The sequence below is a fragment of the Acidisphaera sp. S103 genome, from assembly GCF_009765975.1.
Lineage (GTDB): Bacteria > Pseudomonadota > Alphaproteobacteria > Acetobacterales > Acetobacteraceae > Rhodopila.
The window spans coordinates 1-16,117 of record NZ_LMUJ01000084.1; the positions used below are offsets into that span (position 1 = coordinate 1).

The 16,117-nt window shown below is 65.8% G+C and carries 15 protein-coding genes and 1 tRNA gene; 5 read left to right on the forward strand and 11 right to left on the reverse strand.

All coding sequences use genetic code 11. The features are described from left to right. The 5 genes from GSQ89_RS28290 to GSQ89_RS28310 all read right to left on the reverse strand — a co-directional run. The coding region (locus GSQ89_RS28290; RefSeq protein ID WP_254073406.1) for an LptA/OstA family protein at window positions 1-808 on the reverse strand (808 nt) is incomplete at its 3' end. Continuing rightward, entirely contained in the window at window positions 805-1,491 is a 687-nt protein-coding gene (lptC, locus tag GSQ89_RS28295; protein ID WP_158931474.1) for an LPS export ABC transporter periplasmic protein LptC, read from the reverse strand. The genes GSQ89_RS28290 and lptC, both read right to left, overlap by 4 nt. Window positions 1,492-1,501: 10 nt before the next feature. Beyond that, the gene (locus tag GSQ89_RS28300; RefSeq protein WP_254073407.1) at window positions 1,502-2,494 is read right to left on the reverse strand and encodes an SIS domain-containing protein; all 993 of its coding nucleotides are present in this window, start codon (window positions 2,492-2,494) and stop codon (window positions 1,502-1,504) included. A 721-nt stretch (window positions 2,495-3,215) separates the two neighbouring features. Further along, on the reverse strand, window positions 3,216-3,869 hold the full coding sequence (locus GSQ89_RS28305) for a ribonuclease D (protein ID WP_158931475.1): 654 nt from the start codon (window positions 3,867-3,869) through the stop codon (window positions 3,216-3,218). Window positions 3,870-3,877: 8 nt separating this feature from the next. Next, window positions 3,878-3,964, reverse strand: a tRNA-Leu gene (locus GSQ89_RS28310). Between the two features lie 187 nt (window positions 3,965-4,151). Between GSQ89_RS28310 and GSQ89_RS28315 the strand changes: the two genes are divergently transcribed. From GSQ89_RS28315 to pdeM, 3 genes are all read left to right on the forward strand, one after another. Beyond that, complete coding sequence (locus tag GSQ89_RS28315) at window positions 4,152-5,114, forward strand: complex I NDUFA9 subunit family protein (protein WP_158931476.1); 963 nt, start codon at window positions 4,152-4,154, stop codon at window positions 5,112-5,114. A 73-nt stretch (window positions 5,115-5,187) separates the two neighbouring features. Continuing rightward, window positions 5,188-7,719 (forward strand): ligase-associated DNA damage response DEXH box helicase, encoded by a 2,532-nt coding sequence (locus GSQ89_RS28320; RefSeq protein ID WP_158931477.1) that lies wholly within the window; start codon window positions 5,188-5,190, stop codon window positions 7,717-7,719. Beyond that, entirely contained in the window at window positions 7,716-8,405 is a 690-nt protein-coding gene (gene pdeM / locus GSQ89_RS28325; protein ID WP_158931478.1) for a ligase-associated DNA damage response endonuclease PdeM, read from the forward strand. Before GSQ89_RS28320 ends, pdeM begins: the two co-directional genes overlap by 4 nt. A 4-nt stretch (window positions 8,406-8,409) precedes the next feature. Here the strand turns inward: pdeM and GSQ89_RS28330 are convergent, their stop codons facing one another. Beyond that, window positions 8,410-9,285, reverse strand: coding sequence for a sulfotransferase family protein (locus GSQ89_RS28330; protein WP_158931479.1), 876 nt, complete (start codon window positions 9,283-9,285; stop codon window positions 8,410-8,412). Between the two features lie 580 nt (window positions 9,286-9,865). Here GSQ89_RS28330 and GSQ89_RS28335 point away from each other — a divergent pair. Both GSQ89_RS28335 and GSQ89_RS28340 read left to right on the forward strand, forming a co-directional pair. Then, the gene (locus tag GSQ89_RS28335) at window positions 9,866-10,636 is read left to right on the forward strand and encodes an RNA methyltransferase (protein ID WP_158931487.1); all 771 of its coding nucleotides are present in this window, start codon (window positions 9,866-9,868) and stop codon (window positions 10,634-10,636) included. Next, window positions 10,636-11,418: a 2-keto-4-pentenoate hydratase gene (locus GSQ89_RS28340; RefSeq protein ID WP_158931480.1), complete on the forward strand. Its 783-nt coding sequence runs from the start codon at window positions 10,636-10,638 to the stop codon at window positions 11,416-11,418. The genes GSQ89_RS28335 and GSQ89_RS28340 overlap by 1 nt, the downstream gene beginning before the upstream one ends. Before the next feature lie 340 nt (window positions 11,419-11,758). On the opposite strand, the gene GSQ89_RS28345 is transcribed toward GSQ89_RS28340, so the two are convergent. The 5 genes from GSQ89_RS28345 to GSQ89_RS28365 form a co-directional block, all read right to left on the reverse strand. After that, window positions 11,759-11,938 carry a hypothetical protein gene (locus GSQ89_RS28345; RefSeq protein ID WP_158931481.1) on the reverse strand — a complete coding sequence of 60 codons (180 nt, stop codon included), beginning with the start codon at window positions 11,936-11,938 and terminating at the stop codon, window positions 11,759-11,761. Between the two features lie 331 nt (window positions 11,939-12,269). Next, window positions 12,270-12,620: a DUF1491 family protein gene (locus GSQ89_RS28350; protein WP_158931482.1), complete on the reverse strand. Its 351-nt coding sequence runs from the start codon at window positions 12,618-12,620 to the stop codon at window positions 12,270-12,272. After that, window positions 12,617-13,771, reverse strand: a complete 1,155-nt coding sequence (locus tag GSQ89_RS28355; protein ID WP_216856451.1) for an acyl-CoA dehydrogenase family protein — start codon at window positions 13,769-13,771, stop codon at window positions 12,617-12,619. Before GSQ89_RS28355 ends, GSQ89_RS28350 begins: the two co-directional genes overlap by 4 nt. 135 nt (window positions 13,772-13,906) lie before the next feature. Further along, window positions 13,907-14,725 (reverse strand): enoyl-CoA hydratase, encoded by an 819-nt coding sequence (locus GSQ89_RS28360; protein WP_158931484.1) that lies wholly within the window; start codon window positions 14,723-14,725, stop codon window positions 13,907-13,909. After that, window positions 14,726-15,943, reverse strand: coding sequence for a CaiB/BaiF CoA-transferase family protein (locus GSQ89_RS28365; protein WP_254073408.1), 1,218 nt, complete (start codon window positions 15,941-15,943; stop codon window positions 14,726-14,728). Between the last annotated feature and the right edge of the window lie 174 nt (window positions 15,944-16,117).

Sequence of the window (16,117 nt, forward strand, 5' to 3'; positions counted from 1 at the left end):
GGGTGATGCGCACATTGCCGCCCAGGCGCGCCATGCCGGTATCGGGCACATAGACACCCCTGTCGCCGGTCACCATGTCGGTGGGCGTCCGAACCGAGACGTTGCCGAATGCCTCGACCCGCTGCAACTTGCCTGAAGCGGCCAGCGGATCGTCGGTCGTCTTCCCCGAAACCGGCGTCTTCGTGGAGACGGGCGTTGGCGCCGGATTGGACGTAGCCGGCGGCGGGTTGTCGGTTGTGTAGGCGACCAGCGTGTCCGCGGCGACCCGCTTGGCGTCGTTGGTGACGACGATGGCGTCACCCCGAGCGACGGCCATGTGCTTCTGGGGCCAGTATTCCAGGTCGTCCCGGGCGGTGATGACATCGTTCGGCGTGGTCAGTTTCAGATCGTGTCCGGTCATCACCAGCACGGCCTGATCCAGGTCATACGTCGCCTTGTCGCCCTGTGCCTGGTCGGTCGCGGTGAAAATATGGACATGGCCCTCGGCCTGGAGGCGATAGATCTCGTTGCCCTCGGTGGACGGGTCGCCGGCCAGCCCGGACGCGGGTGTGACCTGCGCGGTTTCCGTCGCGCCTTTCTTGCGATACCAGGCGGTCAGCGTGTCGGCGGTGACGGTGACATTGCCTCGGATCGCGCGGGCATCGCCGCGGGCGATCACCTCCTGCTCATTTTGCCGCCATTCAAGACCATCTTGAGCGGTGATGTCGATCGGACCACCGTGGGTGAAATCGAGTTGCTGCGCCCGGGCCGGCGTCATCAGGGCCGGCACGGCCAGGCAAAGCAGCGCGGCGGCCAGGACGATCCTCAATGTCCGGCCCCGTTCAGCACGAGGTGTGCGGGACCGGGGAAATCGATCGCTGCTCCCTTGTCCATCACGGTGAAGCCTTGTGCGTCGAGGACGCCGAACGGGCCCTCAGCATGCATCGGTTCCGACCCTGCCGCGGCGCCGGCCTTCAAGTCGACCGAGGCGCTTTGGGTATGCATCGTGGTGCCGTCATCGCGATACAGCGTCACGTCCTTGGTCAGATCGAGCTGGTTCAGATGCTGCATGAACGTGCCCTCTTTCGAGGACACCATCAGCCACGTTCCATTCTCCAGCGTGATATCGCCCTTCGGCATGGTCAGCCCGACCCGTTCCGGGTCAATCTGCCACGCGGTGGCGGCGGTGATGGTGTACGGGCGGCCCTTTTCGTCGACGCCGTTATAGCGCGCGTCCAGCAGTTTGCCGCCGTCGACATCCCCGGAGACATGGTTCATCCGTAGGCGGGATTTGATCGCGGCGTCCTCGACTTCCGGCCACAGCGCGATCGACGCCAGCAGCGCCATCGCCGTCAGCGGCAACACCCATTTGGTGAGGTTGATCAGGAACCGCCGCCGGGCCATCCGGCGCGGTGCCGGTGGCACGCGGTCGCGTGAGCCGGAACCCCCCAGCAAATAGCCGCCTGTGTGGCGGTCTTCCGGGGTTGCCGAGGACAAACGCTGCCCACTCATGACGATGTCCTCATACGAGCCCGGCCCGCAGCAGATCATGCACGTGCAGGATACCCAGCGGCAGGCCGGCCGGATCGACGACGAACAGCGTGGTGACCGGACGTTCCCTGGCGTTCATCACATGCAGGGCCTCGACCGCCAGGGCATCGGGTCCGATGGTCCGCGGCGAGGCGGTCATGACATCGCCCGCCCGGCGCGCCAGCAGGTCCGGCCCCATGGAGCGCCGCAGGTCGCCGTCGGTGACGATCCCGCACAGCGCACCGTCGTCACCGACGATGCCCAGGCAGCCGAAGCGCTTTTCGGTCATCCGCACCAGCGCGGTGGCCATCGGCACGTCCGCGGTGGCGAGCGGCATCGCGTCGCCTTCGTGCATCAGGTCGCGTACCCGGCGCAGCCTGGCACCGAGGCGGCCGCCGGGATGGATCTGGCGGAAATCGGCGGCGGTGAAGCCGCGGCGGGTCAGCAGCGCGACCGCGATCGCGTCGCCCAGAGCAAGTTGCATGGTGGTGGACGTGGTGGGTGCGAGGCCCATTGGACAGGCCTCGGCGGCTTTCGGCAGGATTAAAGCGACGTCAGCCGCCCTTGCCAGCGTCGATTGCGGCCGGGCGGTGATGGCGACGAGCGGCAGGGCGAAGCGGCGGCTATGGGCGACGAGGTCCGCCAGTTCGGCGGTTTCGCCGGAATTCGACAGGGCGAGGACCGCATCGCCGGCGACGATCATGCCAAGGTCGCCGTGCGAGGCCTCGGCCGGGTGGACGAACAGCGCCGGCGTGCCGGTGGAGGCCAGCGTCGCGGCGATCTTGCGGGCGACATGGCCGGATTTACCCATGCCGGAGACGACGACCCGTCCGGTCGTTGAAGCCAGCCGGTCGACGGCCAGGCCAAACGGGTCCCCCAGACTGGCGGCAAGCGACAGCAGGCCGGCGGCTTCCGTGTTCAACACGTCGCGCGCGACCTGAAGGTCCGACAGGCAGGGTTTCGGCCGGATGATGGGATCACTCAAGATCAGTTCGTCTTCCGTTCAGTACAGGGTTTGCTATGGGCCAGTAGAGAGCGCCGGGTCAACCGCGCGAAGTTATCAGAGAGTTACGCTCCGGCACCGTTCGTGCCCTTTTGCGGCATATTGTAGGCGAAAGTGCGGCCTGACCGGAAATCCGGCGGACCATTGTATGCCGCTCGGCCGAGGTTCGGTCGATCCGAACATCCGGCGGCTGATTCGTCTCGCCAACGCCGATATTGGGCGTTCATACGCCTTGCGGCGCCGAATCGCTACCCCCTGGCCCGCCGCGACCGATGGAGCTTTCGGTTTTGCTTGCCTCGGTGTGCTAATTGAATACTACCCCTATGGGTTAAGTAGGATATAAGCAGGAGATAGATATGCACCGCCTCCAAGGTTCCGATGATGGACGGTCCGGCCGTGTGGATGCGGGTCCTCTTTCCCCCTTGCGGCAGATGATCGCCGCCATCGAGTTGGCGGCTTCTCGCCTTCTTGCCCAGCGCCATCGCGCGGTCGCGGCCGTGATTCAGCCCTATTTAGGCATACCTGATTTGTTGCGGGATACGCCGTGTCCCTGCTCGCCGGACCGCTATGTCAGGAATCTTTTACACGCCGGTTCGGACCATACCGTCCTGGCGCTGGTCTGGCGGCCCGGCCAGATGTCGCCGGTGCACGGTCATCGCGCTGGGCGTCGGCTGTTTAGCGAAGGTCAAATCCTCGTGTGTGGTCAGTGCGCGAACACATCCGGGGCTTCGTAGCCCAGCAGATCCAGGCGCCCTCGAGTCGGCAGAAAGGCGAAGCACGATTCGGCCAGCGCCAGCCGGTCTTCGCGGATTAGCACAGCTTCCAGCTTTGCCCACAGCGCATGCAGATACAATACATCCGACGCGGCATAGGCGAGTTGTTCCGACGTCAGCTCCATCGCACCCCAGTCGGAGGATTGCTGTTGCTTCGACAACTCGACACCCAGCAGCTCTTTACAGAGGTCCTTCAGGCCGAACCGGTCGGTGAACGTCCGGATCAGCTTGGCGGCGATCTTGGTGCATTTCACCGGTGCGACCGTGATGTCCAGGTAGTGCTGCATCACCGCCACGTCGAATCGGGCGAAGTGCATCAGCTTGACGACGTTCGGGTCGCTCATCAGCCGCTTCAGGTTCGGGCAATCGAAGCCACGGCCGCCGCGCGAGGTCGGGATCAACTGCACCATGTGCGCATGACCGTCGCCGGACGACATCTGCACCAGGCAAAGCCTGTCGCGATGCGGGTTCAGCCCCATGGTCTCGGTATCGACGGCGACGACGGGACCCAGCGTCAGGCCCTCCGGCAGGTCGTTCCGGTAGAGGTGGATCGTGCCGTTCGGCATGAACTGCGTTATACTCATAAAAAGATTGGTGCCCAGGAGAAGACTCGAACTTCCACGACCTTGCGGCCACAGGTACCTGAAACCTGCGCGTCTACCAATTCCGCCACCAGGGCAACCGTTCGTCCGCGAGAGAAGCGGACATTCGGTAGGGGGCGCGATGTAGCCGCCCGCCAGCCCGGCGTCAACCGGTTCCGCACGATAATTATCCGTTGCGTCTTGAGGCAGGCGCGCGTGCGTCGTATCAGGTGCCGCGCTGGGCGGCACCGGAGTTGAAACGGGCGCGTGCATAGGAGGCAGCAGATGGCGACGCGGCGCGTGGCGACAGTTTTCGGCGGTTCGGGGTTCATCGGCCGCTACGTGGTCAAGCGGCTGGCCCAGCAGGGCTACATCGTGCGGGTGCCGTCGCGCGACCCTGAGGGTGCGCTGTTCCTGAAGCCGATGGGGGCGGTCGGGCAGGTGGTGCCGCTGTATGCCTCGGTGACCAACGAGGCGACGGTGCAGCGCGCGGTCGAGGGCGCCGAAATCGTGGTCAACCTGGTCGGCGTGCTGGCGGAAAGCCGTAAGGCGTCGTTCCAGGCAATCCATACCGAGGGCGCCGAACGCATCGCGCGTTTGTCCGCTGCCGCGGGGGTGTCGCGGCTGGTGCAGATTTCCGCTATCGGCGCCGATCCGGGGAGTCCGAGCCGGTATGGGTCGAGCAAGGGGAAGGCGGAGCAGGCGGTGCTGGCGGCGTTCCCCGGGGCGGTCATCCTGCGGCCGTCGCTGGTGTTCGGCATGGAGGACAAGTTCTTCAACCGCTTCGCCGCGCTCGCCCGGCTGGCGCCGTTCATGCCGGTGATCTCGGGCGGGACGAAAATGCAGCCGGTGTTCGTCGGCGACGTCGCCGATGCGGTGATGGCCGCGCTGGGGTCGTTGACTGCTCCAGGGAAGACATTCGAACTTGGCGGACCGCGCGTGTGGACGTTCCGGGAAATCCTGGCGTTCATCCTGAAGACGACGCGGCGGGAGCGGGCGATGATCGGCATCCCGATGGGGATCGCTCGGTTGCAGGCGTTTTTCCTGCAGCATGTGCCGGGCAAGCCGCTGACGCCGGATCAGTTGCTGATGCTGGCCCGGGACAATGTGGTGGCGCCGGGTGCGTTGGGGCTGAGTGACCTGGGCATCGTGGCGACACCGGTGGAATTGGTGGTGCCGGGCTATCTCAGCCGGTACCAGCCGGGGGGCGGGCGGCGGCCGCCCGTGCCGTTGCAGCAGGGCGGGTAGCCACAGGCCGCCGGACGCTGGTTCGGCTGAAGGCTTATTGTCGCGGCCCCTGCCGGCATGCTTATGTGCGGCGATGGCTGGAACATTACCCGAACAATTCGGTGCCTGGTTCGCTGCCCAGGGCTGGACTCCCCGGCCGCATCAGATGGCGATGCTCGATGCCGCGCGGGCCGGTGACAGCGTCCTGCTGATTGCCCCGACCGGTGGCGGCAAAACGCTTGCCGGTTTCCTGCCCAGCCTGGTTGATCTTGCCGCTGATCCCCGTCCTGGGTTGCATACGCTTTACATCAGTCCGCTGAAGGCGCTGGCGACGGATATCGCCCGCAACCTGACCCGGCCGGTGCAGGAGATGGGGCTTGCCATCACTGTCGAGGCTCGGACTGGTGACACGCCGGCCAACCGGCGCGCGCGGCAGAAGGCGAACCCGCCGCATATCCTGCTGACGACGCCGGAAAGCCTGGCGGTGCTGATCTCGCTGCCCGATGCACCAGCGTTCTTCGCGACGCTGAACTGCATCGTGATGGATGAGGTCCACGCCCTGGCCGGCACCAAGCGGGGCGACCAGTTGGCGCTCGGCGTGGCTCGGCTGCGCGTCCTGGCGCCGAATGCCCGACGGGTCGGGCTGTCCGCCACTGTTGCTCACCCGGATGCGATCCAGGCGTTTACCGGTGCTTCCCGGCGGATCGAGATCGCTGATGGCGCGCCGCCGGATATTGGGATCACCTTGCCGGAGGGGCGGCTGTCCTGGTCCGGCCATATGGGGCTGGAGGCCGCGCCGCAGATCATGGCGCACATCCTGGACGCCGGCATGACGATCGTATTCGTTAACACCCGCGCGCAGGCCGAACTGATCTTCCAGGCGCTGTGGAAGCTGAACGATACGACGCTGCCGATCGCGCTGCACCATGGCTCGTTGGAGGTCGACCAGCGCCGGAAGGTCGAAGCCGCCATGGCCGCCGGCAATCTGCGGGCGGTGGTGGCGACGTCGTCGCTGGACCTGGGCATCGACTGGGGCGGCGTGGACCAGGTGATCCAGGTCGGCGCGCCGAAGGGCGTTTCCCGGCTGCTGCAACGGGTCGGCCGCGCCAACCACCGCATGGATGAGACGTCGAAGGCGATCCTGGTGCCGGCCAACCGGTTCGAGGTGCTGGAATGCGAGGCCGCCATCCTGGGCGTCGCAGCGCGCGAACTGGACGGCGATCCGCCTCGCCCCGGTGGCCTGGACGTGCTGGCGCAGCATCTGCTTGGGCTGGCGTGCAGCGCGCCGTTCCTGCCCGACGACGCGTATACGGAGGTCGTTACAGCGGCACCCTATGCGGCCCTGTCACGCGCGGATTTCGATGATGTGCTACGCTTCGTCGAGGACGGCGGCTACGCGCTGCAAGCCTATGACCAATGGAAAAAGCTCTTCCGCGACAGCGAGAACCGGATGCACGTGCGCAACGCCCGGACTGCCGCCGCGCATCGCATGAACATCGGCACCATCGTCGAAGCGACGCTGTTGAAGGTCAGGCTGACCGCCAAGCGCGGCTTCGGCCAGACCCTGGGCGAAATCGAGGAGTATTTCGTCAACCTGCTGCGTCCCGGCGACACCTTCATGTTCGCCGGCCGCCTGCTTCGGTTCATCCGCGTCCGCGAAATGGCCTGCGAGTGCATGGAAGGCGGTGACGGCGACCCGATGGTGCCAGCCTACGAAGGCGGGCGAATGCCGCTGACCACCAACCTCGCCGACCGGGTGCGGGGCCTGTTGCAGGCGCCGGAGAAATGGGAGCTGTTCCCCGAACAGGTGCGGGATTGGTTGCGATTGCAACGTGGTGTGTCACGGATGCCGGGGCGCAACGACCTGCTGGTCGAAACCTTTCCGCGCGGCGATCGGTGGTATTTGGTCGCCTACTGCTTCGAGGGACGCAATGCCCACCAGACCCTGGGCATGCTGATCACCAAGCGGATGGAACGTTTCGGCTACGCGCCGTTGGGGTTTGTCGCCACCGACTACGTGCTTGGGGTCTGGTCGATGAACCCGGCGCGGAACGTGGCTGCGCTGTTTGATCAGGACATGCTGGGCGACGACCTGGAATCCTGGATGGCCGATAGTTCGATGCTGAAACGGACGTTTCGGAACGTCGCCGTCATCGCCGGCCTGATCCAGCGGAACCTGCCGGGGGCGGAGAAGAACCGACGGCAGGTGACGGTGAACAGCGACCTGATCTATGACGTGCTGCGCCGCCACCAATCGGATCATATCCTGCTGCGGGCCGCGCGAACCGATGCTGCCTCGGGGCTGATCGATGTCGGCCGCATCGCCGGGATGCTGGCTCGGGTGAAGGGACATATCGTGCATATGGTGCTGTCGCGGGTCTCGCCGCTGGCCGTGCCGGTGCTGTTGGAAATCGGCCGCGAAAGTGTGCGGTCGGATACGGATGAGGACTCCATGCTGGCGGAAGCCGAAGCCATTATCGCCGAGGCCACCGGCGAAGCCGAACCGCCGCCGCACGTGCCGGTGATCCATCGCGCCAACATGGTTCGTCGCCCGACGGGCGCACTGCAAACCACCTTGCCGCGTGGCAAACCGGTTCGGCGCCGTCAGGCGGATCTGTTTTCGTGACCGCCGCCCCGATTCACCTGGCCGGCGAGCGGCTGATGCTGGACCCGATGGGTGCGCTGTTCTGGCCGGAGCGGCATTTGCTCGCCGTGTCCGATTTGCATCTGGAAAAAGGGTCTTCGTTTGCTCGGCGCGGGATGTTGCTGCCGCCGTGGGACACGCATGCGTCGATCGACCGGCTGACGCTGCTGCTGCGGCGCTGGTCGCCGGCGACGGTGGTGGCGCTGGGCGATTCGTTCCACGACGCGGATGGATCGGGCCGGCTGCCGGTTACGGAGCAGCAGCGGTTGAATGCGATGACCCAGGCGCACCGGTTCATCTGGGTACAGGGCAACCACGATCCCAGTCCGCCGGACGGTTTGGGGGGCGAATGGGTAGAGAGCCATGTCGAGGCGGCGATGGTGTTCCGGCATGAGGCGGTCTCGACGGCCGGACCGGGGGAGATCGTCGGCCACCACCATCCGAAGGCGACGATCCCGGCCCGAACCGGCAACGTCAGCCGGCCGTGTTTTGTGTTCGATGGCCGTCGCCTGATGATGCCGGCGTTCGGCGCCTACACTGGCGGGCTGGACGTGCGGGACCCGGCGATCAACCGCCTGTTTCCGCGCGGCGGGCGGGTGTTTCTCCTGGGCAAGGACCGGCTGTTCAGCTTCGAGATCGGCCGCGGCGCTGCCTTGCGCGTCGGCTGACGGATCAAGCCACGCTCGCGGCCCCCGGCGGGTGGCTTTGCCGCCGCCAGTCCGCGAACGCCGCCCGCACGCGATCGAGGTCGCTCAGGGCGCCGGATGCCCCCGGATCGTTCGACAGCCGGCGCAGTGTGGTCCAGGTGGCGTCGACCATAACGGATATCGGCGGCGACCCGATGGCGGCACCGGTTTGTGGTGCCACATGGTGGCGCGACGATGGGGCGAGAAAATCATCGATATCCCGCTCCGTCGGGACGATCGGGCGCGGCCAGGCGATGTGTGCGATCCGGCCGGCCCGGGTCATGCAGCCTCGCCAGTCGGCCAGCAGGTCGTCGTAGAAAATCACCGCCCGGTTCAGGCCGCGGGTTACCCGTTCGGCTTCCAGCATATGGTGCAGCCAGTTCGGGATCATTTGCGATTCCGGCAGTTGGTCGCGTTGTGCCAGGGAGCGGACGACCGCCAGCGGATGGCGGACGACCAGCAGGGCGGACACACGGGTCGCCGATCCTCGCACGGCTGGCAGCCAGGCGGGCAATGTGAGGCAGAGCCGGGGGTCCTTCAGCACGTATCCGGCGGTGGAGGCGAATTGCTTCCGCAGCGTGTCGGCGAGAAGTTGCCGATCGACGGGCTGCAACCTGGCGGCAAGTTGGTCGGGCTCCAGGGTCAGGCATTGATCCCACCGGCAGCCCGCTGCCTGCAGCAACTGATGATTGATCTGCGTTACGGGGATGGATTCGTAGAAGCCGTTCGGGTTGTCAGGTGAACTGGGCAGGGGGGTCAGCGGCGGGGTAAAACCGAGCCGAACGGCGGTTCCGGCAATGGCGGAGGTGCCGCTTCGATGCATTCCAAGAACAACGATAGCTTGCCTGCTATTATTTGTCATTTACCAATTTCATCATCACTATTACCGACCGTTTCGGCGATCACGATAGAAAAGGCGTGTCCTTGCCGGATGGCAATGGTTCAATTGTTACGGTTGGTTTCGCAATGAATCCTAAATGTGACGCGCGGGAAGGGGACTGACGCCGGCGAAGCCCCGCGCGTCGCCGGTTGGTTTGTTTGCGCGATTCCCCGCCAACCTAGGCTTGGCGACTGTGCAGGGTCCTGGCCGGAGGGTATAGGAAACGGTGATGAAACCTCCTCATAGCAACCGCCCTGGCGGCGCCTCTCGTCCTCCCTCCGATCGCGGCCCGTACCGGGGGCCGGGCGGACACGCGCCGCGGCCCCCCGGACAAGGCGGCGGAGGACCCGGCGGCGCCAAGCGCACCGATGCCCGCCCTGGCTATGCCCCCAAGGCCGGCGACGCGGTGCAGCGCGACCATGCGAAGCCGCGGCACGACGGCCCGCGGCATGACGGCCCACGGCATGACGGTCCGCATCATGGCGGCAAGCCCGGTCCGCACGGCGGAGCACCGCGTGGGGAGTTCCAGCCGCGTCCGCAGCGCGACGGAGCGCCGCAGCGGCTGTCCGCTCCATCGCACCGCCATCGGGAGCCTGATGCGGCGCGCCATGCGCCGGACGCGCCGAAGGGCACCGTCTGGCTGTATGGGCACCATGCCGTCGCCGCCGCGCTGGCCAACCCGAACCGCCGTCTGCGCCGCCTGCTGCTGACGGAGGAAGGCGAGGCGGCGATCGGCAAGCACTTGCCGCCGCCTTGGGCGGTTTCCCCCGAACGGGTCGATCGTGGGCGGCTCGACACCCTGCTCGGGCGTGACATCGTGCACCAGGGGGCGGCGCTGCTGGCCGATCCGCTGGCGCCGCCCAGCCTGCAATCGGTGCTGGAAAAGCCCGGCGTCATCATCGTGCTGGACCAGGTCACCGACCCGCGCAACGTCGGCGCCATCATGCGTTCCGCCGCCGCGTTCGGGGCGGCCGCCGTGATCACCCAGGATCGCAATGCGCCGGAGGAGACTGGCGGACTTGCCAAGGCCGCATCCGGGGCGCTGGAGACAATGCCGCTGCTGCGGGCGGTCAATATCGCTCGGACAATCATCGCGCTGAAGGCGGCGAATGTCTGGTGCATCGGGCTGGATGCCGCCGGCGAGCCGCTGTCCGGGCCGGCGTTCGCCGATCGCCGCGTGGCACTGGTGCTGGGCGCCGAGGGCGAAGGCCTGCGCCGCCTGACGCGGGAGACCTGCGACGTCATCGCCGGGCTGACGATCAAGGGCGCGGTCGAGAGCCTGAACGTGTCCGCCGCCGCGTCCGTTGCGCTGTACGAACTCGCGAGGCGCTGATGGCGTATGATCCGATCCCGGCCGCAGAGGCCCTTCTGCGGATCCGGCGGGAGCGGACCGTGGTGGGGCCGCTGCCGGTGGGTATCGCGCCCTCGACCGGGGCCGAGGGTGCCGCCGTGCAGCTCGCGTTGGCCGGGTTGGTTGGTTCGCTGCCGCCGGCTGGGTTCAAGATCGGCGCGACCGGGAAGCGGATGCAGGTGTATCTGGGGGTCGATGCGCCGATCGCCGGGTTCATGCGGGAACAGGATGTCCATCATGGACATGCGGAATTGCGCTTCGCCGACTACATCAAGCCCGGCGTGGAATGTGAGGTCGCGGTGCGGCTGGCGCATGATCTGCCGCCGGGTCCTTGCTCGCTGGAGCAGGCGCTGGCGGCGGTCGGCGGTTTCTTCGCCGGGATCGAGATCGTCGAGAATCGCTACGGCGACCTGACGGAACTGGGAACGCCGGTGTTGGTGGCGGACCAGATGTACCATTGCGCCGCCGTCATTGGTGACCGGCACAATGTCGAGTGGCGCGCGCTGGATATCGGGGCGCTGGCGGGACGGATTGAGCTGGACGATGGATCGGGAGATGCCGGCGTGACGACCGATTTGCTGGGTCATCCGCTGAACGGGCTGGCGTGGCTGGCCGGATCGCCGGAGGCAGCCGCCTTCGGGGGATTGAAAGCGGGGCAGGTGGTGATGCTGGGCAGCGTTACGCCGCCGGTGTGGCTGACTGGGCCCGCGGTGGTGACGGTCACGTTTCCTCCGCTGCCGCCGGTGACCGTCAGGCTGCGTTGACGCGGCAGGCGACGCTGTCCTTCCACCATTATTCTTGCCGTTTCACAAACGACTTGGGGTGCTGGTGGCGGAAAACCCTGTAGATTCAACGGGTGTCACCGGCACACCCGAGCCGGCGACCGTTTCGCTGCTGGCGTTCGCTGGCCTGTTGAACGGTCTGGTGGGACGTTCGGACGCCGGCGGATATGGCTGGTCCGCGGAAACCTTGCCGGGAGAATCTGGCCGGCAAGGCGCTGAAATTTATCGTTCAGGTCCAGGGGTTGCCGCGGAACGCGAACGGTAAGACGTTCGGGCTGAGCAGATCAGGTTCGCGGTGCGGCGGCAGCCCTGACGCGGGCGGTCAGATCGGCGGCAGGTGCTGGTGCTGCCCCAGGTTCCGCACAACGCCATCGAGTAAGCGCACCACGCTGTGCCACAGACCGCGGCCCAGTCCGACGATTTCCTGGGCGATCAGCCGGTTGCCTTCGACAGACAGTTCCAGCGCGTCGGCATAGTCGGTCCAAAAGTTGGGTTTGTTCATGTCAATGTTCCTTTCGATTAAAACCGGAAAGGATGCCCTATCCGTGTTGCACTGCAACATGGGACAGTACCACAGCCGTTTCAACAGGATAAACCGCCCGGTTTTATCCCGCAGGGTGGGGTGCCGGGTGAGCGCAGCCGGAACCGATGTGGTACCGGCTGACGCTAAGGCAATGATATCAGGAATTTTTTTGGAGAACCCTGTCTGTCGCCGGCGAAGACTGCCCAGGATAGTGCGCTATCGCAGCAGATCTGCATGGCTGGCTTGACCGCAGCGAGGTCGTGTGCCGGTTGGCACCACAGTGTGCCCGTCCATGGACGGCCAGGAACCGTTACACCAGCTTCGCTTCGAATGGCGGCAGCAGGTCGGGAGCCTCGAACTCGATGACCCATAGGTCGGGGTCGAACTTCACCTGTCGCGCGATATAGGCGTCGGCGGTGGCGTCATCGACGGGCGCGGGGCCGGTCGCGCGCATCCAGGCGAGTTCGCCCTCGGCCGACCGCAGTTGCGAGAGGACGGACAGGCCCTCCCTGCCGCGCAGGACGACCAGGACGCCGCCGGCATCGGGGTCGCCCTTGCGGATCACCGCGCCGAAGCGGCCGTCGGCATTGCCCATCCGCAGTGCCATGCTGACCCAAAGCCCCGCCTTGACGCGGGGTGTCGCACGGGGCTCCAGGCTCATCTGCCGATGATGCGGCGAGCGATGGCCATGCGGTGAACTTCGGACGGGCCTTCGTAGACGCGCATGGTGCGGACTTTCTGCGCCATCAACTGAAGCGGCAGTTCCTTGGCGACGCCCATGGCACCGAACGACTGCATGGCGTGGTCGATGACCTCGGTGGCCATTTCGGTGCCGTAGAGCTTCACCATGGACGCCTCGGTGCGGACGTCCCTGCCGGCGTCGGCCTTGGTCGCGGCGTCGTAGACCATCAGGCGGCAGGCGTGGATTTTTATCGCCGCGTCGGCGATCCACCACTGGATGGCCTGGCGGTCGGCGAGGCGCTGGCCGAACGTCACACGCTGCTTGGTGTGCTCCACCATCATGTCCAGGGCGCGCCTGGCCATGCCGATGCACCAGGCGCCTATTTGCAGGCGGCGGACGGTCAGGCGTAGCTGCATCGGGGCGTAGCCCTTGCCCTCGACCCCCAGGACCTGTTTCGCGGGGATGCGGCAGTCCTCGAACACCAGTTCATAGGTGCGCTGGCCGCCGATCATCGGGATCTCTCGTTCGATGATGAAGCCCTTGGTGCCCTTGTCCACGATGAAGGCTGTGACGCCGTCGGCGCGCTTACCCTCCCCGGTGCGGGCCATCAGAATGATGAAGTCCGCCTGCGGGACACGGCTGACCCAGATTTTTCGCCCGTTGATGACCCAGTCCGAACCGTCCTTGACTGCTCGGGTGGTCATACCGGCCGGGTCGCCGCCGGCGCCGGGTTCGGAGATGGCGATGCAAGAATGCGCTTCACCGCGGGCGTAGGGATCGAGGTATTTGGTGCGCTGCTCGTCGTTGGCGACGGCGATCAGCATGTGCAGGTTGGGACTGTCGGGTGGAAAGGTGAAGGGAACGCAGGTGCGGCCCTGTTCCTCGTAGACGCCGACGAGGGCCGCGTAGGGCAGGTTGGCGCCACCGTACTCCTCCGGCACGTCGAGGCCCCACAAGCCGAGTTCCTTGCAGGTGGCGAGGAGTTTTTCCTCGTCTTCGCTGGGCAGACCGGATTTCTGGCCGGACATCTCTCTGTTAAGCACGGATTTTTCCAGCGGAATGACGTCGCGGTCGATGAATTTAGCGACGAGTTCCTGGAGCATCCGGTGCTCTTCGGGTAGTTCGAACATCAAAGACTATCCTTATAGCGTCGTGGTCATAGCCAAGCTTGTCCCGGCTGTGCTTCGCCGGTCGGTGCTCGGACGGCCGGGACACGCCCGGCCGTGACGATAGGGACGACGACCGCGAGACTGGCCGGATCGCGGTCACCGCCCGACGAAATGCGGCGGACGCTTTTCCATGAACGCTGTGCGCCCTTCCTTGTAGTCGGTGCTGTTGAAGCAGCCCTCCATGGCGCGCTGAATGGCGGCCATGTCGCGCTGGCTTTCATCTTTCAGCATCTCATTGATCGTCAGCTTGGATGCCGCCACCGACAGCGGTGCGGCGTCGGCGATGGTGCGGGCGACATCCAGCACCACGTCGTTCAGGCCCTCCTCGGTCGTCATTCGGTTGATCAGGCCGATGCGTTCTGCCTCCGCCGCATCGATCCGCGTGCCGGTGTAGAGGATCATGCGGGCATGCGCCGGTCCGACGAGGTCGATCAGGCGTTTCACCGCATCCGGTGCGTAGGCGATCGACAAGCGCGCGGCGGGAATGCCGAACTGGCTGTCGGCGGAGGCAATCCGCAGGTCGGTCGCCATGGCGATCGCCAGGCCGCCGCCCATGCAGAAACCACGCACACGGGCGATGACCGGCTTCTTGAAGTTGATCAGCTTGTTGCGGCCGACACTATTGGCCCGATCGTATTCGGCCTGCGCGTCGGCGCTGCTGCGGTTCTTCTCGAACTGGCTGATGTCAGCACCCGAAACGAACGCCTTGTTGCCGGCACCGGTCAGGATCACGACGCTGACGCTGCTGTCTTCGGCAAACTCGTCCAGAATATCGCCGAGGCCGGTCCACATCTCCATCGATATGGCGTTGCGCTTTTCCGGCTGGTTGAAGGTGATCAGGCCGACGCCGTCATCCTTTGCCGCCAGCATTTTCCCGCCCGCATAGGGGCGGGTCTCCGCGTGATCAGGCAGCATTCAGATCGCCCCTTTCTGTCGCATGTCCGCCAGTTCGGCGTCGGAGTAGCCAACACTTTTCAGGATCTCGTCGCCATGTTCGCCAGCGTCCGGGGTATGCGCCCGTATTGCCTTGGAGAAGCCGGAGATATTGATTGCCGATGCAACGACCTCCGTTTCGCCGACATGGGGGCTGGTCATTTTCGTTGCCATACCGAGGTGCTTGACCTGCGGGTCGGCGAATACCTGGTCGATCGAGTAGATCGGGCCGCAGGGAATGCCGTTGGCCTCGAACAATTCGATCCAGTGATTGGCGGGTTTGGTCTTGGTGATCTCCCCGATCGCCGCGTTGATCGCCTTGCGATCTTTGCTGCGGCCGACCTGGGTTTTCCAGTCGTCGCGTTCCAGCCAGTCCTTGCGGTCAATCGCCTCGCAGAAGCGGGTGAACACGCGCGACGAACTGGCGGCGATGTTGATGTGGCCGTCGCTGGTGGGAAACACGCCGGTGGGGATACCAGTGGGGTGGTCGTTGCCGGCCTGACCGGCGACCTCACCTTCCATCAGCCAGCGGCTGGCCTGGAAGTCGAGCATAAAGATCTGCGCTTCCAGCAGCGAGGTGGTGACCCAACGGCCGACGCCGGTGCGTTCGCGGTCGAACAGCGCCATCAGGCAGCCCATCGCCAGCAGGTTGCCGGCGGTCAGATCGTCGATGGGGATGCCGACGCGCATCGGGCCGCGGCCGGGTTCGCCGGTGATCGACATCAGCCCGCCCATGCCCTGAGCAATCTGGTCGACGCCGGCGCGGGGGCCGTACGGGCCATCCTGGCCGAAACCGGAGATGCTGCCGTAGACGATGCGCGGATTGATCGCCTTTACGTCGTCATAGGACACTTTCAGGCGGTGCTTCACGTTGGCCCGCATGTTCTCCAGGATCACGTCGGCTTTCGCAGCCAGCCGCATGAACGCCTCATGCCCTTCCTTGGATTTCAGGTTCAGGGTCACGGCGCGCTTGTTGCGGTGCAGATTCTGAAAATCGAAGCCGTGGCGGCGGCCGGCGACGTCTTCACCCTCGGTGGCGGGCGGCTCGATCCGGATCACGTTGGCGCCCCAGTCGGCAAAGTGCCGCACGGCCGTGGGTCCCGCTCGGGCGAGCGTCAGGTCCAGAACGGTGATGCCGTTCAACGGCAGACGGGTCTGGCTGGCGGCGAACATCGCCTTGTCGGCCGGGCTTTCGGGCATACGTGGTTCCTCCTGGGATATCTGCCAGCCATAATCGGCCGGTCCGGCGGTTTGCTCAAGTGGCGGGAGGGAAAGCCCCAGGGCAATCGCTTGAAGGGGTGTGGGATTCCGGCGCGGTCTGAAATACGATTCTTAGGGAGCCTCGTACCATGAGGTTTCCATGTCCGAACCCGG